The organism is Lawsonella clevelandensis (assembly GCF_001293125.1).
In the GTDB taxonomy this organism is placed as follows: Bacteria; Actinomycetota; Actinomycetes; order Mycobacteriales; family Mycobacteriaceae; genus Lawsonella; species Lawsonella clevelandensis.
Genome location: NZ_CP009312.1, coordinates 1,818,220 through 1,839,142 on the forward strand (window position 1 = coordinate 1,818,220; position 20,923 = coordinate 1,839,142).

At 56.1% G+C, this 20,923-nt stretch carries 13 protein-coding genes and 3 rRNA genes; all 16 read left to right on the forward strand.

All coding sequences use genetic code 11. The annotated features are described in order from the left end of the window. The first annotated feature begins 21 nt into the window (after positions 1 to 21). The 16 genes from pheT to IY73_RS08235 all read left to right on the forward strand — a co-directional run bounded on the left by pheT (position 22) and on the right by IY73_RS08235 (position 20,914). Complete coding sequence (gene pheT / locus IY73_RS07770; protein WP_053962576.1) at positions 22 to 2,514, forward strand: phenylalanine--tRNA ligase subunit beta; 2,493 nt, start codon at positions 22 to 24, stop codon at positions 2,512 to 2,514. 62 nt (positions 2,515 to 2,576) lie between these two features. Continuing rightward, on the forward strand, positions 2,577 to 3,422 hold the full coding sequence (thiD, locus tag IY73_RS07775; protein ID WP_053962577.1) for a bifunctional hydroxymethylpyrimidine kinase/phosphomethylpyrimidine kinase: 846 nt from the start codon (positions 2,577 to 2,579) through the stop codon (positions 3,420 to 3,422). 116 nt (positions 3,423 to 3,538) lie between these two features. Beyond that, positions 3,539 to 4,600 (forward strand): N-acetyl-gamma-glutamyl-phosphate reductase, encoded by a 1,062-nt coding sequence (argC, locus tag IY73_RS07780; protein WP_053979166.1) that lies wholly within the window; start codon positions 3,539 to 3,541, stop codon positions 4,598 to 4,600. Between the two features lie 27 nt (positions 4,601 to 4,627). Beyond that, entirely contained in the window at positions 4,628 to 5,821 is a 1,194-nt protein-coding gene (gene argJ / locus IY73_RS07785; RefSeq protein WP_053962579.1) for a bifunctional glutamate N-acetyltransferase/amino-acid acetyltransferase ArgJ, read from the forward strand. A 62-nt stretch (positions 5,822 to 5,883) separates the two neighbouring features. Continuing rightward, positions 5,884 to 6,861 (forward strand): acetylglutamate kinase, encoded by a 978-nt coding sequence (argB, locus tag IY73_RS07790; RefSeq protein WP_082345544.1) that lies wholly within the window; start codon positions 5,884 to 5,886, stop codon positions 6,859 to 6,861. Further along, complete coding sequence (locus IY73_RS07795; protein ID WP_053962580.1) at positions 6,858 to 8,069, forward strand: acetylornithine transaminase; 1,212 nt, start codon at positions 6,858 to 6,860, stop codon at positions 8,067 to 8,069. The genes argB and IY73_RS07795 overlap by 4 nt, the downstream gene beginning before the upstream one ends. 56 nt (positions 8,070 to 8,125) lie before the next feature. Further along, entirely contained in the window at positions 8,126 to 9,055 is a 930-nt protein-coding gene (gene argF, locus IY73_RS07800; RefSeq protein WP_053962581.1) for an ornithine carbamoyltransferase, read from the forward strand. After that, positions 9,048 to 9,572 carry an arginine repressor gene (locus IY73_RS07805; RefSeq protein ID WP_053962582.1) on the forward strand — a complete coding sequence of 175 codons (525 nt, stop codon included), beginning with the start codon at positions 9,048 to 9,050 and terminating at the stop codon, positions 9,570 to 9,572. The genes argF and IY73_RS07805 overlap by 8 nt, the downstream gene beginning before the upstream one ends. 95 nt (positions 9,573 to 9,667) lie before the next feature. Then, on the forward strand, positions 9,668 to 10,873 hold the full coding sequence (locus IY73_RS07810) for an argininosuccinate synthase (protein ID WP_053962583.1): 1,206 nt from the start codon (positions 9,668 to 9,670) through the stop codon (positions 10,871 to 10,873). Between the two features lie 39 nt (positions 10,874 to 10,912). Then, on the forward strand, positions 10,913 to 12,361 hold the full coding sequence (gene argH, locus IY73_RS07815) for an argininosuccinate lyase (protein ID WP_053962584.1): 1,449 nt from the start codon (positions 10,913 to 10,915) through the stop codon (positions 12,359 to 12,361). A 38-nt stretch (positions 12,362 to 12,399) separates the two neighbouring features. Beyond that, entirely contained in the window at positions 12,400 to 12,621 is a 222-nt protein-coding gene (locus IY73_RS07820) for a Trm112 family protein (protein ID WP_053962585.1), read from the forward strand. 58 nt (positions 12,622 to 12,679) lie between these two features. Further along, complete coding sequence (tyrS, locus tag IY73_RS07825) at positions 12,680 to 13,948, forward strand: tyrosine--tRNA ligase (protein ID WP_053979167.1); 1,269 nt, start codon at positions 12,680 to 12,682, stop codon at positions 13,946 to 13,948. Positions 13,949 to 14,681: 733 nt separating this feature from the next. Next, positions 14,682 to 16,203 (forward strand): 16S ribosomal RNA (locus IY73_RS07830). Positions 16,204 to 16,487: 284 nt separating this feature from the next. Continuing rightward, positions 16,488 to 19,566 (forward strand): 23S ribosomal RNA (locus IY73_RS07835). An 85-nt stretch (positions 19,567 to 19,651) separates the two neighbouring features. Continuing rightward, a 5S ribosomal RNA gene (gene rrf, locus IY73_RS07840) occupies positions 19,652 to 19,768 on the forward strand. The 16S, 23S and 5S rRNA genes sit together here, the layout of an rRNA operon. Before the next feature lie 99 nt (positions 19,769 to 19,867). Continuing rightward, positions 19,868 to 20,914 (forward strand): hypothetical protein, encoded by a 1,047-nt coding sequence (locus tag IY73_RS08235; RefSeq protein WP_053962587.1) that lies wholly within the window; start codon positions 19,868 to 19,870, stop codon positions 20,912 to 20,914. Positions 20,915 to 20,923: the final 9 nt, after the last annotated feature.

Sequence of the window (20,923 nt, forward strand, 5' to 3'; positions counted from 1 at the left end):
TCCCGCTTACAAGGATGTACCGTGTTCGTTCCCCAAAGTTGGCTCACTGAGACCCTCGACAAGTGCAACCCGGGCTGGTCTGTCAGTACCGCAGACCTCGACGCTGGCTTCGTGAAGGTTGGTTTCGAAATCGAGGGTGTTCCGCAGCCTCTCCCTACTATTACCGGACCACTGGTGGTGGGCCAGGTGATGGAGATTGAAGAACTAGAAGGCTTCAAGAAGCCTATCCGTTTCTGCCATGTGGAGGTCGGAAACGATAATGGGGAGCTACAGGAGATTATCTGCGGTGCGCGCAACTTCAAGCTCCACGACCTGGTCATCGTTGCACTTCCCGGGACTGTCCTCCCTGGCGGTTTTGAGATCAGCGAACGCAAAACGTATGGCCACATGTCCCGCGGCATGATGTGCTCAGCTACCGAGCTGGGTATTGGGCAGGACCACTCCGGCATTATTACCCTCCGGCCGGGAACTGCCGACCCGGGTAGCGACGCCTACGAACTGCTCCAGCTTGATGATGCTGTCTTTGAAGTGAACATCACCCCGGACCGCGGTTATGCACTGTCGGTACGTGGGTTGGCCCGCGAGATTGCGACTTCCTTTGGCCTCACCTACGACGATATTGCGGTTGCACAAGAGCTTGGAAATGAAGGAGAGGCGTGGCCCGTTACTATTGATCCGGAGACTGGTGCAGATCGTTTTATTGCGCGTCGCGTCACAGGTATTGATCCGCAGGCCGTCACTCCCTGGTGGATGCAGCGGCGTTTGCTGCTCTCCGGAGTACGTCCCATCAGCCCGGCGGTGGACGTGACGAACTATGTCATGCTGGAGCTCGGGCAGCCGATGCACGCTTACGATGTGTCGAAATTGCAGGGCGGTATAACCGTGCGGTGCGCTCAGGCTGGCGAGAAGCTCGTCACTCTCGATGATGTGGAACGAGAGCTGTCTGTGGAAGATGTCATTATCGCCGATGATTCTGGTGCCATCGGTTTGGCTGGTGTGATGGGCGGTGCTTCCACCGAGGTAGGTGAGGACACCACGGACATTCTCTTCGAAGCCGCACACTTCGATTCTCTTCATGTTTTCCGCACTGGACGCCGCCATAAGCTCAGCTCGGAATCCTCTCGTCGTTTCGAGCGCAAGGTCGACCCAGTCGTGTGTCGTGCTGCTGCTGACCGTGCTGCTACCCTCTTGATGGAGATCGCCGGCGGCACCGTAGAGCCGCTGCTGACCGATGTCGGCGATATTTCCCTGGCGGCGCCGATTGTCTTCCCCGACAATCGGCCTAGCGTTGTGGCTGGTGTGGATTATCCTGCTGGTACCACTCGGCGTCGTCTGGAAGAGGTGGGTTGCACGGTCGAGGACACTCCCGGGGAGCCCGGCATGCTGACTGTCACTCCGCCGACGTGGCGCCCTGATCTGCAGATGCGCGCCGATCTGGTGGAAGAAGTGCTGCGTTTGGAAGGGCTGGAACAGATTCCAGTAAGGCTCCCGCACGCACCGTCTGGTCGTGGTCTGACCCCGGAGCAGCGCCGTCGCCGGATTGTGAACAAGGCATTGGCATATGCCGGTTACGTGGAGATTCTCCCCACCCCCTTCATGTCGAACAAGGTGTTTGACGAGTGGGGATTGGCAGAGGATGATCCGCGGCGGACTGTCACCACTGTGCTCAATCCTCTCGATTCGGACTACGCATGCTTGGCGACGACCTTGCTCCCCTCGATGTTTGATGTGGTGAAGCGGAACGTCTCCCGAGGCCAGCGCGATCTTGGTCTCTATGGTGTGGAAGAAGTATGTCTTCCGGATGAGTCCACTCGCCCCATGCCCATGCTGCCTACCAATAAGCGCCCCTCTGATGATGAGATTACCGCTTTGATGGCCGCTCTCCCGCAGCAGCCTCTGCATGTGGCTGCGGTGCTTACCGGTCTGCGTGATCAAGCCGGTCCGTGGGGTGAGGGACGTGCTGCCGATGTGTGGGACATTATTGAAGCCGCACGTCAGGTCGGTCGGGCTGTAGGTGCCGAATTCCACTTCGAGAAGGCCGATCTGCTGCCGTGGCATCCCGGCCGCTGTGCTGCTGTTTATCTCGGCGATGAGCTAGTGGGCTACGCCGGTGAAGTCCACCCGCAGGTGCTTGAAAAGTGTGGATTGCCCGCTCGTATGTGCGCTATGGAGCTCAATGTGTCGGCTCTTCCTGAGGCATATCATGGACAGTCTCCAGTCGTCTCCCCCTACCCGCCGGTCTACCAGGACGTTGCATTGGTGGTGGAGAAGGATGTACCGCAGGCGGATATCGCGGCCGCCCTCTACGAGGGTGGGGGAGAACTTCTGGAAAGCGTCAAGCTATTCGATATTTATGAGTCGGAGCAGCTGGGAGCGGACAAGCGGTCCTTGGCCTTTGCGTTGAGCTTCCGGTCTACAGAGCGGACGTTGACGGAAGAAGATGCTTCCGCGGCCCGTGATGCGGCCGTGACGGTTGCTGCCGAACGTTTCGGCGCGGAGCTGCGGGCTATATAAAGACTTTCGGCACGGCTGGGGAACAAGGCGACGACAACGAATTTTAGTGGAATGATGTGTGCATGACCTTTATTTCACGAGAAGTTCCACGCGTCTTGTCTATTGCTGGCACTGACCCCACTGGCGGTGCGGGTCTACAGGCAGACCTGAAGTCTATTGCGGCAGCAGGCGGCTACGGTATGGCTGTGGTGACGGCGTTGGTGGCTCAGAATACTTGCGGCGTTCGTTCCGTCCACACTCCTCCTTTGAGCTTTTTGCAGGAGCAGCTTGATGCCGTCACTGATGATGTTGTTATCGATGCGGTGAAGATTGGCATGCTGGGAGATACGGCCATTACCCAGTTAATTGGCGAATGGTTGCAGCAAGTTAAGCCGCCGGTGGTTGTTCTCGACCCGGTTATGGTGGCCACTAGTGGGGATCGGCTTTTGACTGCCGAGGCTGAGGAGGCAATGCGTGGCTTGGTCGCGACTGTTGGTGACGTTGCTGACCTTGCTGTTGTGACACCTAATGTTCCAGAACTTGCGGTGTTGGTGGGGCAGGATCGTGCCGAGAGTTTGGGGGAGGCGTTAGTGCAAGGTGAACGTGTGCTGGCGACGACGCAGGCCGCTGTCCTTGTTAAGGGTGGTCATCTGGAGTCGGAAACAATGACTGATACGTTGCTCCAGCGGGACGCTGATGCTGCCACGTTTACACATCCCCATGTGGCAACATCCAATACGCATGGGACGGGTTGTTCGTTGTCGTCTGGTTTGGCGACTCGCATTGCACAATCGGGCGACGTGGTGCGGGCGACTCAGTTGACGACTGATTGGTTGTATGGTGCCATTTTCCATTCCGATCTTTTAGAGGTTGGTAAAGGGCATGGGCCGGTATTCCATGGCTGGGAGACGGATCCCAGCTGTCAGTAGTTATCCTGTGTTGGCTGGTAATGCCTCTTTTTCAAGCCATATGTCGGGTGGAGAACGGGTGGTAGAGACACCCCAAAGGTTTTGAATAATATTGCAAAATGGTGAATAATCAAAGAATGAGTATATCAGTCGCAGTTGCTGGAGCCACCGGATACGCAGGATCCGAGATTCTTCGTCTCCTGCTTACCCATCCCGCCTATCAGAATGGCGAGCTCACTCTTGGCGCCCTGTGCGCCAATAGCAACGCCGGCCAAAAGGTAGGCGAGTTTCATCCTCATTTGGCTCCGCTCGCCGATCGAACCTTTGTCGAAACCTCTCTCGAGACGCTGCAGGGACACGACGTCGTCTTTATGGCGCTGCCGCATGGCCACTCTGGCGCACTCGCCCACTCCCTGACTACTGTGGCCGCCGCTTCCGGACACGACGCCCCGCTCGTTATCGACTGTGCAGCAGACTTTCGTCTTCGTGATGCACAGGCCTGGGAGAAGTGGTACCAGTGCGAGTACCAAGGATCCTGGGCCTACGGCCTACCGGAACTCCCCGGGCATCGTGACGCAGTGCGTGCTGCGCGCACCGTTGCAGTACCCGGCTGTTTCCCCACCGGTGCTTCCCTCGCTCTGTACCCCGCGGTCCAGGCAGGCATTACCGATGGGAATCTTTCCGTGGTCTCTTTTTCCGGTACCTCTGGCGCTGGAAAGGGAGCCAAGGTCGCCAACCTCCATGCCGAGGTGAGTGGTTCGGCGAAAGCCTATAACGTCGCCGGTCGGCACCGTCATACTCCGGAGATCTTGCAGAACATGCAAGAGCTCACCGAACAAGAACTTACGGTGAGTTTTACCCCAGTACTTGCCCCCATGACACGCGGTATCCTTACCACCGCTTTTGCGACAACCCACGCCACCCTAGAAGAGGTGCAGCGTCTCTACGAAGAGGCCTATCGTGATGAGCCTTTCATCCAGTTGCTTCCCTATGGGCAGCAACCACAGTCGAAGTCTGTCGTGGGATCCAACAACGTACAAATTGCTGTCGACGTCGATACTGCTGCACACCGACTCGTCATTACCGCAGTCATCGATAATCTTGTGAAGGGTACCGCCGGCGCTGCAGTGCAGTGCATGAACCTTATGCTGGGATGGCCGGAAACCACCGGTCTCTACACCGTAGGTTTGGCTCCCTAACGTCTTCCAAAGAAGAGGAAAACCATCATGACTATCACCCGCACCGCTGGTGTGACCGCTGCACAAGGTTTTCGTGCAGCGGGGGTCGCTGCCGGCGTGAAAAAACACGGTGGCCTAGATATGGCCCTCGTTGTTAACGAGGGGCCGCAGCTCACTGCAGCCGGCGTGTTCACCTCCAATCGTTTCCAAGCCGCTCCTGTCCTCTGGTCGCGAGAAATCCTTACTGATGGAGAACTGCGTGCTGTCGTCCTGAACTCGGGCGGAGCCAATGCGTGTACTGGTGCAGTAGGGCTGGAAGACGCTAAAGAAGAAGCAATTCATCTCGCACTGCAGCTGACGGATGCAGGCATCCCCACTAACGCTGGACAGGTTGCGATCTGCTCGACCGGTGTCATCGGCGATCGACTCCCCATGCCAGCTATTTTGGGAGGAATCGAGGCTCTTCCGGGCCTCTTAGGAAATACCCCAGAGAAAGGGCTGGAAGCCGCAACCGCCATTATGACCACTGACACCGTCGCCAAGCAGAGTGAATACACCTCTGCTGCGGGATGGAAAGTGGGAGGCATGGTCAAGGGAGCTGGCATGATCGCGCCTAGCCTAGCCACCATGCTCTGCGTCATCACCACTGACGCTATCGCCAACCAGGCGGATCTCGAAGCTGCTCTCCGTTTCTCCGCTACCTATAGCTTTGATCGTCTCGATGTTGATGGCTCTACCTCCACGAATGACACTGTGCTGGTGATGGCAAACGGGGCGAGCGGAGTTGTCGCGAACCAGGCAGAACTCACTGAAGCTATTTTTGCAGTCTGCGATGACCTCGCTGACCAGATGATGAGTGATGCAGAGGGAGTGACGAAGTGCTGCATCATTACCGTCATGGGAGCAGAGACCGAAGCTGATGCGCTCACCGCTGCTCGCGTGGTTGCGCGCGACAACCTGGTGAAGACTGCACTCTTTGGACAAGACCCGAACTGGGGTCGTGTGCTCGCCACTTTGGGTGTTGCTCCGGTAACGATGGACGTTCTCAAGGTGACGGTAGCGTTCAATGGCAAGGAAGTGTTCGCCAATGGTGGCGGGCTACCTGATGCTCGCTCCATCGATATGACGGGCGATCGTATCCATGTCGAGATCAATCTTGGGGTAGGCGAGGAATCCGCCAGTATTCGCACTACTGATCTTTCGCATGCCTATGTTGAGATCAACTCGGCATACACCACCTAATGTGGGTACTACCCCTATTCACCTATCACACCATTACACGATAAAGAGGTTCTGAGGTCATCATGAATAGTGAGACCGACCAGGACGCGATTGAACAATCGCTCCATATTCCCGAACTCGCCCCCCAACAGCGTGCCGCTGTCTATACCGAGGCCTTGCCGTGGATTCAACAATTCGCCGGCAAGATCATCGTCGTCAAATATGGCGGAAACGCCATGGTGGATGACCGGCTTAAAGCAGCTTTCGCCAAGGACATGGTGATGCTACGCGCGTGCGGAGCTCACCCGGTTGTCGTCCATGGTGGGGGGCCGCAGATTAACTCCATGCTGTCCCGTTTGGGCATTGAAGGTGAGTTCCGGGGTGGATTCCGTGTCACCACAGATGAGGTATTGGACGTTGTCCGCATGGTGCTCTTCGGCAAGGTTGGCCGTGAACTCGTGGGCCTCATCAACAACTTCGGAGCCTATGCCGTGGGTATTTCCGGAGAGGATGCGCAACTGCTCACCGCTCGGAAACGTACCGTTCTCGTGGAGGGTGTACCCACTGATATTGGCTTGGTCGGCGATATCACGGAAGTGAATCCCGATGCGGTGCATGACCTTATCAACGCAGGCCGTATCCCCGTCGTAACGACGATTGCCCCTGACCCGGATGGGCAAGTCTTCAACGTCAACGCGGACACCGCTTCAGCTGCTTTGGCAGTTGCTTTGGGAGCAGAGAAGCTCGTTATGCTGACAGATGTGGACGGCTTCTACACAGACTGGCCGAATAGAGAAAGCCTTGTTACCCGTATCGATACCGATACTTTGCGAGGTCTGCTACCTTCCCTGGAAGCTGGCATGGTTCCCAAGATGGAAGCATGTCTGCGCGCCGTTGAGGGGGGAGTACCTGCAGCCCATGTGATTGACGGTCGCGTCGGGCATTCAGTCTTACTTGAACTTTTCACGGAAGGCGGTATCGGTACCATGGTGGTGCCCCCAACTTCTAGCCCTACCACCCATAATCACTCCACTCATCCTCGTGAGGACAATCTCTCATGACATCTGCCTCTCCCCTCCAGCAGAGCTGGACGAACACCATGATGAATGCCTACGGTACGCCTGCCCTCGGGCTGGTGCGCGGCAAAGGCTGCATTGTTGAGGACGAAAGCGGTAAAGAATACCTAGACCTCCTCTCGGGGATTGCCGTCAACTGTCTCGGCCATCAGCATCCTGCCATTATTGAGGCGGTCACCGATCAGCTGCATACTCTTGGGCACACCTCAAACTTTTTTGTGCATCCGCCAGAGGCGCATCTGGCAGAGCGTCTAGTCACGGCATTCGGAAGCGACCAACCCACCCGCGTCTTCTTCTGTAATTCCGGGGCGGAAGCTAATGAAATCGCTTTTAAGCTTTCTCGGCTGACAGGCCGCCGCCGTATCTTCACGCACCTTGATGGGTTCCATGGGCGCACTATGGGGTCGCTTGCCCTCACTGGCCAAGAGAAGAAACGTGCCCCCTTCGAGCCCATGCCAGCTGGAGTTGAATACTTCCCCTTCAACGATTTTGCTGCTTTGCAGGCGCTGGTGGAAAAGGACCCGGAGAATACTGCTGCCGTCATCATTGAGCCCATTATGGGTGAAGCGGGCGTCATGGTTCCCGATGACGACTATCTCCAGAAGATTCGTGATCTCACCAGCCATTACGGCATCCTCATGATTTGCGACGAAGTGCAGACGGGTGTCTACCGTACCGGAGACATGTTCTGTTCACGGGCACAGGGTGTTGTCCCCGATGTCGTGACGCTTGCAAAAGGCCTGGCGGGTGGTTTCCCCATCGGAGCAGTCCTTGCTACCGGTCCCGCAGCAGGCTTCTTCCAGCCGGGTTCTCACGGCACGACCTTCGGCGGTAATCCCTATTCGTGTGCTGCCGGTAATGCGGTGCTGGACACGATTGAAGCGGAGAAGCTGAGTGACCATGTGCGTGAGATGGGGGAGCGGTTTATGTCATCCCTTGCGGCTCTGCACCTTCCCCTGGTGGCGGAGATTCGTGGACGTGGCCTATTAATCGGCGTTGAATTAGCGGAAGCTATCGGCCCCTTCGTCGAACAAGCAGCCCGCGATGCAGGGTTCATTATCAATGCCGCCCGGCCTAACGTGCTCCGTATTGCACCACCGCTCATCATCAGCGGTGAACAGATTGATCAAGCAGTCGCTGCCTTCCCCGGCATTCTCGATGCCGCATTCCATGCCGCGGCTGCACAGTCCTAAACGACCAGTTGTTCTAACCCCTCACCTTTGACCGACTAGCCAAGGAGAATCCCCGTATGTTGCGCCACTTCCTCCGTGACGACGATCTGACCCCCGCCGAGCAACTCGAAGTTCTCGAGCTTGCTGATGCGTTAAAGAAGGCTCCCTACTCGAGCCGATCTTTGGAAGGGCCGCAGTCTGCTGCCATTCTCTTCGACAAGACCTCCACCCGCACACGCTTTTCTTTTGATACCGGCGTGGCACAGCTGGGAGGTAACCCCATCGTGGTGGAATCCGGAGTGACCCAGATCGGCAAGGGCGAAACTATTGAAGACACCGCCCGTGTCTTCTCCCGTTTTGTCTCTATCATTATTTGGCGAACCTATGGGCAGGATCGCGTTGAGGATATGGCTGCGGCGGCTACTGTTCCTGTCATCAACGCACTCACTGATGACTGGCATCCCTGTCAGATTCTGGCGGATCTCCAAACGATCCGGGAGAACTTTGGTAAGACGGAAGGCCTCACCCTCACCTACTTGGGTGACGGTGCCAACAACATGGCGAATTCGCTCCTGGTGGGTGGTCTTACTGCAGGTATGAACGTTCGTATCGGTGCCCCGGACGGGTTTACCCCGCGGGCCGACATCCTGGAGGCGGCTCGACAGCGGGCAGAGCTAACGGGGACAGAATTCCTCATCACTCACGACCCAGTCGAAGCGGTACAGGGAACCAATGTTGTCTACACCGATACCTGGGTGTCGATGGGGCAGGAAAGCGATGGCCTTGACCGAGAAGGCCCCTTCCGCCCGTTCCAGGTTAATGATGATCTGATGGCGCATGCTGCTAAGGACGCTATCTTCCTCCACTGCTTGCCGGCTTATCGGGATAAGGAAGTCACCAACTCTGTCATCGAAGGGCCCCAGTCCCGTGTGTTCGATGAAGCAGAGAATCGTCTTCACGCGCAGAAGGCCATCATGGTATGGCTGCTGGAGAAGTTCAATGCCTAAGACGGTAGGCGTTCCCGTCAAGAACACTATGGCGAGCACTCGAGCAGGACGGCAGGCCCGAATTATCGGCTTACTTATTGAGCATCGGGTGCATAGCCAGCCACAACTGTTGGAGCTGCTCGCTGCAGAAGGTATTGCCGTTACCCAGGCGACTCTCTCGCGGGATCTGGACGAGCTCGGTGCAGTGAAGCTCCGTGCAGTTGATGGCGGCCAAGGCACCTACGTGATTCCGGAAGATGGCAGTCCGGTTAAGGGGGTCGAGGGTGGTACTGCTCGTCTCGCGAAACTGCTCAGCGAACTGTTGGTATCTGCGGAAGCATGCCAGGCCCTGGTGGTGTTGCGGACTCCACCAGGGGCGGCACATTACCTCGCATCTGCCCTTGATCGGGCGAATCTTCCGGCAGTTGCCGGATGCATCGCCGGTGATGACACCATCTTTGTCCAGACTAGAGAGCCGTATAAAGGGGCCGAAGTAGCGGCTAACTTTGCGAAGCTCATCGGAAAACACCCACAGTAGGGTGTCTCCCTCCCGTCACAACTACAGATCATCGACGTTTTAGTCGATAATGGAAAGCGAGCGCGTCCGACGCTCTCCAAGGAAAGGAAACATTCATGCCAAAGCGTGTTGTACTGGCCTACTCCGGTGGCCTGGACACCTCCGTTGCTATCAGCTGGATCGGCCACGAAACTGGTGCCGACGTGGTCGCGGTCTCTATTGACCTCGGTCAGGGGGGCGAGGACATGGAGTCCATCCGCCAGCGTGCCCTCGGCTGTGGCGCGGTGGAAGCGGTGGTCGTCGACGCTCGCGATGAATTCGCTGATGACTTCTGCCTGCCGGCTATCAAGGCCAACGCCATGTACCAGAACCAGTACCCGCTGGTATCTGCGCTGTCCCGTCCTCTCATCGTGAAACACCTCGCGGCTGCGGCCAAGGAATTCGGTGCAGACGCTATTGCTCACGGCTGTACTGGTAAGGGTAACGACCAGGTGCGTTTCGAGGTGGGCTTCAACGCCCTCGTTCCCAACGCTGAAGTTATTGCCCCGGTGCGTGACTACGCCTGGACCCGTGAGAAAGCTATTGCTTTTGCAGAGGAGCACGACCTCCCCATTAATGTCACCAAGAAGTCCCCGTTCTCCATCGACCAGAACGTTTTCGGTCGTGCCGTGGAGACCGGCTACTTGGAAGACCTGTGGAACGCCCCGACCAAGGACGTCTACTGCTACACCGAGGATCCCAGCGTGAACTGGGCTGCTCCCGATGAGGTCATCATCTCCTTCAAGGAAGGCAAGCCGGTCGCTCTCGATGGCCGCCAGATGAGCCTTCTCGAAATCATTCAAGAACTCAACCGTCGCGCTGGCGCCCAGGGTATTGGTCGCATCGACATGGTGGAGGACCGTCTCGTTGGTATTAAGTCCCGCGAGATCTACGAAGCTCCCGGCGCCGTTACCCTCATCCGGGCTCACCGCGAGATGGAAAACGTTTGCATGGAGCGCGAACTTACCCGTTTCAAGAACCGCATCGAAGACCGCTGGACTGAGCTGGTCTACGACGGCCTCTGGTACAGCCCTCTGAAGGATTCCCTCGATGCTTTCATCGGCGAGTCTCAGAAGCACGTCACCGGCGATATCCGCCTGGTGATGCACGGAGGCAACATCAATGTGAACGGTCGTCGTTCGGACGAGTCTCTCTACGACTTCAACCTGGCTACCTACGACGAGGGTGACTCCTTCGATCAGACCCTCGCCAAGGGCTTCGTACAGCTGCACGGCCTGTCCAGCAAGATCAACGCGCAGCGTGATCAGCGTCTGGCTAACTAAGCACGTCACTCTACTCACTTTCATTCGATAAGGACCCCCATGAGTTCTTCCCCTCGTCACGAGACTAATAAGGGATCACTGTGGGGAGGACGCTTCGCCGATGAACCTGCACAGGCGATGGCTCTCCTCTCCAAGTCCACCCAGTTCGACTGGGTACTGGCACCCTATGACATCCGCGCGTCGAAAGCACATGCGCGTGTGCTCAACCGGGCTCAGCTGCTCTCGGACGAGGATCTTGCCACTATGCTGGCAGGGCTTGATCAGCTCGCTGCGGATGTAGCTTCGGGAACATTCCAGCCAGCTGATGATGACGAGGATGTGCATGGTGCGCTAGAGCGTGGCCTTATCGAGCGAGTAGGGCTGCAAGTCGGTGGGCGGCTCCGTGCGGGACGCTCCCGTAACGACCAGGTCGCCACGCTTTTCCGCATGTGGGTGCGAGATGCGCTCCGACGCGTCGGAGTAGAGGTTTTGGGTTTGGCTGATGCGCTTGTCGCCCAGGCTGATGCCCATATGGGTGTCATCATGCCAGGAAAGACCCACTTCCAGGCGGCGCAGCCGGTGCTCCTTTCCCACCAGCTGCTCGCACACGTGCACCCCTTGCTGCGTGATATCGACCGACTCAAGGATCTTGACCGCCGCACCGCCGTCTCCCCGTACGGCGGCGGTGCGCTGGCCGGTTCCACTCTCGATCTCGACCCTGAAGCCATTGCCGCAGAGCTGGGCTTCGCGGATGCCTCGGACAACTCCTTAGATGGAACGGCATCTCGAGATTTCGTTTCTGAATTTGCGTATGTGCTGGCGCAGATCGCTGTGGACGTGTCCCGTCTAGCGGAAGAGATTATTGCCTGGTCGACACCCGAATTCAGCTACGTGACACTGGCAGATGCGTGGTCCACGGGAAGCTCCATCATGCCGCAGAAGAAGAACCCCGATGTTGCGGAACTTGCTCGTGGCAAGGCCGGACGCTTGATCGGTAACCTTTCCGGCTTGCTGGCAACCTTTAAAGCATTGCCGCTTGCCTATGATCGCGATTTGCAGGAAGACAAAGAGCCGGTGTTTGACTCTGTCGCACAACTGGAAATGACTCTTCCAGCGATGGCCGGTTTGGTGCGCACGCTGGTCTTCCATGAGGATCGGATGCGTGAGCTTGCCCCCCGCGGATTCACTCTGGCTACTGACATCGCGGAGTGGATGGTGAAGCAGGGTGTCCCGTTCCGTCAGGCGCATGAGGCCGCGGGCGGATGTGTCCAGGTGGCAGAACAGCGAGGGGTAGAACTGGCAGACCTGACGGATGCAGAGTTTGCCTCCGTTGACCCCGCTCTTACGCCCGAGGTTCGCTCCGTTCTTACCATTGAAGGTTCGGTGGCGTCTCGTAAGACCCGTGGCGGAACCGCTGAGCCGCGTGTGCGCGAGCAGCTCGAGCGTGTGCGAGCGGCTATTGCTGCTGATGTTGCTTTCGTTGAATCACCCACCGTTCCTGCCGAATAGCGTTCTCTAGAAAGCTCTGCAGAAGAGAAGGAAGTGTCATGTCTACTGAGATTGATCCTGCATTACTCAAGATTTTGGCGTGCCCAGAGGACAAGGGGAGCGTGCTGTATGTTGCGGGCGAGTGTATCTACAACCCGCGTCTCCACAAGGCTTATCCCATCCGTGATGGTATTCCCGTCATGCTGATGAACGAGGCCCGCCAGGTTTCTGATGCCGAGCATGAGCGGCTTATGGGTGTCGCCATTGATCCAAGGGCCTAAATGACCCATCAGCACAAGAAGTTTTACGTACGTCCACCACTACTAGGAGTTACTGGTCATGGATAATATCATTGATGAACTGACGTGGCGCGGGCTGATTCAACAGTCCACCGATATCGACGAGTTGCGCGATGCTATCAACGATGGACCGATTACCCTATATTGTGGTTTCGACCCCACGGGTCCTAGCTTGCATGCTGGTCACCTGATCCCGCTGCTTCTTCTGCGCCGCTTCCAGAAGGCAGGACATCGGCCGATTGTGATGGCGGGTGGGGCTACTGGTCTTATTGGTGATCCGCGTGACGTGGGCGAGCGCGTTATGAATTCAGAGGATACGGTTGCCGACTGGGCAGAGCGTATCAAGAACCAGCTTGAGCGTTTTGTCACGTTCGATGATTCCGAAACCGGTGCGATTGTTGAAAATAATATGCATTGGGTGGGGGAGATGTCGGCTATTGACTTCCTGCGTGGTTTGGGAAAGAGCTTTTCGCTGAACACGATGCTGTCGCGCGAAACCGTCAAGCGGCGTCTCGAGACTGATGGCATTTCCTACACCGAATTCTCTTACATGATCTTGCAGGCGAATGACTTTGTTGAGCTTAACCGTCGCTACGGGTGTGTGCTGCAGGTGGGTGGCTCGGATCAGTGGGGCAATATTGTCGCCGGTATTGACCTTAACCGTCGTGTCAATAATGCCAAAGTGCACGGTATTACGGTGCCATTGGTGACGAGCTCGGACGGTAAGAAGTTTGGTAAGTCCACTGGTGGCGGCTCACTCTGGCTTGATCCAGAGATGACGAGTCCCTACAAGTGGTACCAGTACTTCCTCAACACCAATGATGCGGACGTCATCAAGTACTTGCGCTGGTTTACCTTCCTGACGAAGGAGGAGCTAGACGAGTTAGCTACCGAAGTTGAGGCGAATCCCGGTGCGCGCAAGGCACAGCGGTGTCTGGCTGACGAGATGACGACGTTGGTCCATGGGAAAGTTGCGACTGAGGCCGTGAAAGCAGCGAGTGCGGCGCTCTTCGGAAAGGGAGACCTGCGTGCACTGGATGGTGCAACGCTGGGAGCTGCCCTGCAAGAAGCGGGAGCAATCGACATCGATAAGGATATGGGTGTCACAATTGTTGATCTACTGATCGAGACAGGCTTGTGCTCCTCAAAGGGAGAGGCTCGCCGCACCCTTAAAGAGGGTGGGTGCTCTGTGAACAATGAACGGATCAATGACGAGTCATGGATTCCTGCAGGGGCAGACTTACTGCCGGGGAATTGGCTCTTGGTACGGCGCGGCAAGAAGAATGTGCGCGGTGTTCACATCAGGTAGCTGCAGCGATATGAAGTGCTGCTGAGCTAGTGTCTATGAATGGACAAAGGCCCCATCCGACTACATCGGGTGGGGCCTTTGTATCTGAATAACTATTAACCAGGTTTGGCTAGTGAAAATGTCAGTTAATAACAATCTTCATCTATTAATTTTGGAGGAACTCTCTAAATTATGATGGTAGATTATTTAAAATAGGAATTATTAACATATTCGGTAGTTATAGAAAACGTATATCGGGAATATGTATTACGAAGCAGTGAATCTGTTGAGAATCCGTATAAAACCATCACATTGTTCGGAAACCAGGTTTGAACAGCCGATTTGCTAAACCCTGGAACGGTGCGTAATCTTTAACAGGTCAGCGAGACGCGGACACCGACCCGCCGAGGTAATCGGAATGGTGAACGAGGCTGGACGCGAAGCTGATTCTTACGGATTACCTTTCCGTCTCGTACGAATCACCTCCACGGTGAGATACGAAAATTGCGGATCAGGATTTGACACTGATTCCGCTGAGGGGTAACTTAGAGAAGCGCTTTCCGCAAGGGGGCTAACGCCTGTATGCGGTGAGTGGATATGTTGTTTGAGAACTCAACAGTGTACTGATTTTATTGAATGCCAATTTTTTGTCTGCGCTCAACCCCCGTTGGGTGTGGATGTTTGTTTTCGAGTTTTTTGCTTGGATCTTTCTTTTTTGTTCTGATTGCGGCCTTTGTGGTTGTGATTGTGATCTTTTATGGAGAGTTTGATTCTGGCTCAGGACGAACGCTGGCGGCGTGCTTAACACATGCAAGTCGAACGGAAAGGCTCCAGCTTGCTGGAGTACTCGAGTGGCGAACGGGTGAGTAACACGTGGGCAATCTGCCCTGCACTCTGGGATAAGCCTGGGAAACTGGGTCTAATACTGGATAGGACCTTTCTCCTCATGGGGTTTGGTGGAAAGTTTTTCGGTGCAGGATGAGCCCGCGGCCTATCAGCTTGTTGGTGGGGTAATGGCCTACCAAGGCGACGACGGGTAGCCGGCCTGAGAGGGTGATCGGCCACATTGGGACTGAGATACGGCCCAGACTCCTACGGGAGGCAGCAGTGGGGAATATTGCACAATGGGCGGAAGCCTGATGCAGCGACGCCGCGTGAGGGATGACGGCCTTCGGGTTGTAAACCTCTTTCAGTAGGGACGAAGCGTAAGTGACGGTACCTGCAGAAGAAGCACCGGCTAACTACGTGCCAGCAGCCGCGGTAATACGTAGGGTGCGAGCGTTGTCCGGAATTACTGGGCGTAAAGAGCTCGTAGGCGGTTTGTCACGTCGTCTGTGAAATCCTAGGGCTTAACCCTGGACGTGCAGGCGATACGGGCTGACTTGAGTACTACAGGGGAGACTGGAATTTCTGGTGTAGCGGTGGAATGCACAGATATCAGGAAGAACACCGATGGCGAAGGCAGGTCTCTGGGTAGTAACTGACGCTGAGGAGCGAAAGCATGGGTAGCGAACAGGATTAGATACCCTGGTAGTCCATGCCGTAAACGGTGGGCGCTAGGTGTGGGGTTCATTCCACGGACTCCGTGCCGTAGCTAACGCATTAAGCGCCCCGCCTGGGGAGTACGGCCGCAAGGCTAAAACTCAAAGAAATTGACGGGGGCCCGCACAAGCGGCGGAGCATGTGGATTAATTCGATGCAACGCGAAGAACCTTACCTGGGCTTGACATATAGAGGATCGCTGCAGAGATGTGGTTTCCCTTGTGGCTTCTATACAGGTGGTGCATGGTTGTCGTCAGCTCGTGTCGTGAGATGTTGGGTTAAGTCCCGCAACGAGCGCAACCCTTGTCTTATGTTGCCAGCACGTTATGGTGGGGACTCGTGAGAGACTGCCGGGGTCAACTCGGAGGAAGGTGGGGATGACGTCAAATCATCATGCCCCTTATGTCCAGGGCTTCACACATGCTACAATGGCCGGTACAGAGGGCTGCGATGCTGTAAAGCGGAGCGAATCTCTTAAAGCCGGTCTCAGTTCGGATTGGGGTCTGCAACTCGACCCCATGAAGTCGGAGTCGCTAGTAATCGCAGATCAGCAATGCTGCGGTGAATACGTTCCCGGGCCTTGTACACACCGCCCGTCACGTCATGAAAGTCGGTAACACCCGAAGCCGGTGGCCTAACCTTTTTGGAGGGAGCCGTCGAAGGTGGGATTGGCGATTGGGACGAAGTCGTAACAAGGTAGCCGTACCGGAAGGTGCGGCTGGATCACCTCCTTTCTAAGGATTTGTTTTTTGAAGGCCTCACGCCGAGTGTGTGTGGGTGTCTTTTGGGTGGATCATTCGATAGCGCACCGTTTGTTTGGTGTGATCATTCCCCGGGGTGGGGGTGATGGTTGGTACATTGTTGGGTGTCTGAGGCAATGTGTCCTCTTTGGCGCTGGTGGTGTCGATGCCTGTTTGTGGGTGTTGGTGCTGCTGGGGCGTGTTGTTTGAGAACTATACAGTGGACGCGAGCATCTTATTCTTTGTTCTTTGTGAACATTTTCGAATTCATGCTTTTTTGTTAAGTGTGTAAGAGCACACGGTGGATGCCTTGGCATCAAGAGCCGATGAAGGACGTGGGAGACTGCGTTAAGCCTAGGGGAGTTGTCAACCGAGCGGTGATCCTAGGATGTCCGAATGGGGAAACCTAGCCACAGTGATGTGTGGTTACCTGCGCCTGAATATATAGGGCGTGTGGAGGGAACGCGGGGAAGTGAAACATCTCAGTACCCGTAGGAAGAGAAAACAACCGTGATTCCGTGAGTAGTGGCGAGCGAAAGCGGATGAGGCTAAACCATATGCGTGTCAAGCCGGCAGGCGTTGCGTGTGTGGTGTTGTGGGAGCAAGTGTGTGTGGCTGCCGTCGCACGCTGTTGATGTTGTCGTTAGCGGAAGTCGTTTGGAACGGCGCACCGTAGTGGGTGAGAGTCCCGTACGTGAAAGTGGCAATTATTGATGGTTCTTGTTTCCCGAGTAGCACCGGGCCCGTGAAATCTGGTGTGAATCTGTCGGGACCACCCGATAAGCCTAAATACTTCTTGATGACCGATAGCGGACCAGTACCGTGAGGGAAAGGTGAAAAGTACCCCGGGAGGGGAGTGAAATAGTACCTGAAACCGTGTGCTTACAATCCGTCAGAGGCTTTCGGGCTGATGGCGTGCCTTTTGAAGAATGAGCCTGCGAGTTAGTGGTATGTCGCGAGGTTAACCCGTGTGGGGTAGCCGGAGCGAAAGCGAGTCCGAAGAGGGCGTTGAGTGGCATGCTCTAGACCCGAAGCGGGGTGATCTACCCATGGCCAGTGTGAAGCGACGGTAAGACGTCGTGGAGGCGCGAACCCACTTAGGTTGAAAACTGAGGGGATGAGCTGTGGGTAGGGGTGAAAGGCCAATCAAACTCCGTGATAGCTGGTTCTCCCCGAAATGCATTTAGGTGCAGCGTCGTGTGTTTCATCTTGGAGGTAGAGCTACTGGATGGTCGAGGGGGCTTATCCGCTTACCGACATCAGCCAAACTCCAAATGCCAGGATGTGAGAGCACGGCAGTGAGACTGTGGGGGATAAGCTTCATAGTCGAGAGGGAAACAGCCCAGATCGCCGGCTAAGGCCCCTAAGCGTGTACTAAGTGGAAAAGGATGTGGGATCGCTTAGACAACCAGGAGGTTGGCTCAGAAGCAGCCACCCTTGAAAGAGTGCGTAATAGCTCACTGGTCAAGTGGTCCTGCGCCGACAATGTAGTGGGGCTCAAGTACACCGCCGAAGCCGCGGCATTCCAGTTTTTGGGATGGGTAGGGGAGCGTCGTGTATCCGTTGAAGCTGCAGAGTGATCTAGTGGTGGAGGGTATGCGAGTGAGAATGCAGGCATGAGTAGCGAATGACATGTGAGAAACATGTCCTCCGGATGACCAAGGGTTCCTGGGCTAGGCTAATCCTCCCAGGGTGAGTCGGGTCCTAAGGCGAGGCCGACAGGCGTAGTCGATGGATAACGGGTTGATATTCCCGTACCCGTATAAGCGCGCCCATGGTGAATCAGTGATACTAACTGTCCAGAAGCTGCTGCTTCCTCTTTTTGGGGTGGTGGTGGTGGATGCACGGGACCTGATCTGGTAGTAGCCAAGCGATGGGGTGACGCAGGAAGGTAGCTGTGCCAGGTAGTGGATTGCCTGGTGTAAGCGTGTAGGGTGACAGGTTGGCAAATCCGCCTGTTGTGTACCTGAGACGTGATGCGTAGCCATTGTGGTGAAGTCAGTGATCCTATGCTGCCGAGAAAAGCCTCTAGTGAGTTCTTATACGGCCCGTACCCCAAACCGACACAGGTGGTCAGGTAGAGAATACTAAGGAGTTCGAGAGAACTGTGGTTAAGGAATTCGGCAAAATGCCCCCGTAACTTTGGAAGAAGGGGGACCGGTGTTGGTGATCACTTTTTCGGTGTGAGCTGATGTCGGTCGCAGAGACCAGAGAGAAGCGACTGTTTACCAAAAACACAGGTCCGTGCGAAGACGTAAGTCGATGTATACGGACTGACGCCTGCCCGGTGCTGGAAGGTTAAGAGGACTGGTTAGTGGCCTTTGTGGCTGCGAAGCTGAGAATTTAAGCCCCAGTAAACGGCGGTGGTAACTATAACCATCCTAAGGTAGCGAAATTCCTTGTCGGGTAAGTTCCGACCTGCACGAATGGCGTAACGACTTCTCTACTGTCTCAACCACAGACTCGGCGAAATTGCATTACGAGTAAAGATGCTCGTTACGCGCGGCAGGACGAAAAGACCCCGGGACCTTCACTATAGCTTGGCATTGGTGTTCGGTTTTGTTTGTGTAGGATAGGTGGGAGACTGTGAAGCTCAGACGCCAGTTTGGGCGGAGTCGTTGTTGAAATACCACTCTGATGAAATTGGACCTCTAACCTCGGACCATGATCTGGTTTAGGGACAGTGCCTGGTGGGTAGTTTAACTGGGGCGGTTGCCTCCCAAAGAGTAACGGAGGCGCCCAAAGGTTCCCTCAGCCTGGTTGGCAATCAGGTGTTGAGTGTAAGTGCACAAGGGAGCTTGACTGTGAGACTGACAGGTCGAGCAGGGACGAAAGTCGGGACTAGTGATCCGGCACCGGCTTGTGGAAGCGGTGTCGCTCAACGGATAAAAGGTACCCCGGGGATAACAGGCTGATCTTCCCCAAGAGTCCATATCGACGGGATGGTTTGGCACCTCGATGTCGGCTCGTCGCATCCTGGGGCTGGAGTCGGTCCCAAGGGTTGGGCTGTTCGCCCATTAAAGCGGCACGCGAGCTGGGTTCAGAACGTCGTGAGACAGTTCGGTCTCTATCCGCCGTGCGCGTAAGAAACTTGTGGAAGGCTGCCCCTAGTACGAGAGGACCGGGGTGGACGAACCTCTGGTGTGCCAGTTGTTCCGCCAGGAGCATGGCTGGTTGGCTACGTTCGGAAGGAATAACCGCTGAAAGCATCTAAGCGGGAAGTCTGTTCCAAGATGAGGTTTCTCACCACCTTTGCGTGGGTAAGGCCCCCAATAGACGATTGGGTTGATAGGCCGGATCTGGAAGCACAGTAATGTGTGGAGGTGACCGGTACTAATGGGCCGAGGGCTTAACATTTTAAGTTTGTGTTTCGCGTTCACTGTATGGTGTCTGAGATGGCACGCTGATTCCCTGTTTTGGGGGTTTGCCGTCTGAATAGTGTTTCGGTGGTCATAGCTATGAGGAGACGCCCGGTCCCATTCCGAACCCGGAAGCTAAGCTCATACGCGCCGATGGTACTGCACTCGGGAGGGTGTGGGAGAGTAGGTCGCCGCCGAACTTAACTTCGACTACGGGGAGTCTCTGCGAGACTCCCCGTAGTTTTTGTTATATGGGCTTAAAATAAAGCTACACACGGTATCTTCACCAAGGATGAGCAATGGCAGAGAACAACAATCACCAGGGACGGCGCCGCGAGAATCGCTCCGGAACAAACTCCTCTGGGCGCTCATATAAGGGGCGGTCCGCCAACCGTTACAGCAACAATCGCTCGGACTGGTCGGGGCGTCCCTCTAACGAACGCTCTCGTCGCTCTAACGATCGATACCGTACCTCGCACGACGAAAGCTGGGACAGTAATCGCACTGGGCATAACGAGAAACGCAATAATAGTCGTTTTGACGACAAACGTCACCAGGATCGTCGTGGCGGAAATCGCGGTCTGCGCGATACCCGTCAGTACAATACGCGCAGCTCGCACGCACCTCGGGGAGGAAAGGACCGTGACCGCCACGCCCACGGCAGTCCCCGTAACCGGCCAGTTAAAGGGCCTCAGATTCCCGAATGGGTTGACCCAAGTGCACTTCCCGGCGATATTCGTCGTGAGTTACACATGCTGTCCAAGGAGAATGCCGATCGGGTTGCGTCCCATATGATTGCCTCCTATGGGCTCATCGACGACGATCCTGATGCCGCCCTTGCTCACGCCTATGCTGCCCGCGACCATGCTGGTCGTATCGCCGTCGTACGGGAGCATGCTGGCATCATCGCCTACCTCACCGGACATTGGCAGGAGGCTCTTGGAGAGCTGCGCACTGCCCGTCGCATTGGAGGAGGCCCGGGCCTTCTCAGCATTATGGCAGATTGCGAGCGTGGGCTTGGGCGTCCCGAACGCGCAATTGACATACTCAACAGCGAATACACCGCCTACCTTGACGCAGATGGGCGCGCTGAGCTTCTTATCGTCGTAGCCGGTGCTCGGGCTGATCTGGGGCAGCATGATGCCGCCATTGTTGTGTTAGAACAAGGTAATCTTGATCCCACGCAGACGGGCGAAACCGCCGCACGTTACTTCTACGCCTATGCTGACGCGCTTTTGGCCGCGGGGCGCCGTGATGAAGCTATCCCGTGGTTCCGGAATGCGGCCTCAATTGATGAGGAAGCAGTAACCGATGCGATGGAGCGCCTCGAGGAACTTGAGAGCTAGGACCGATCC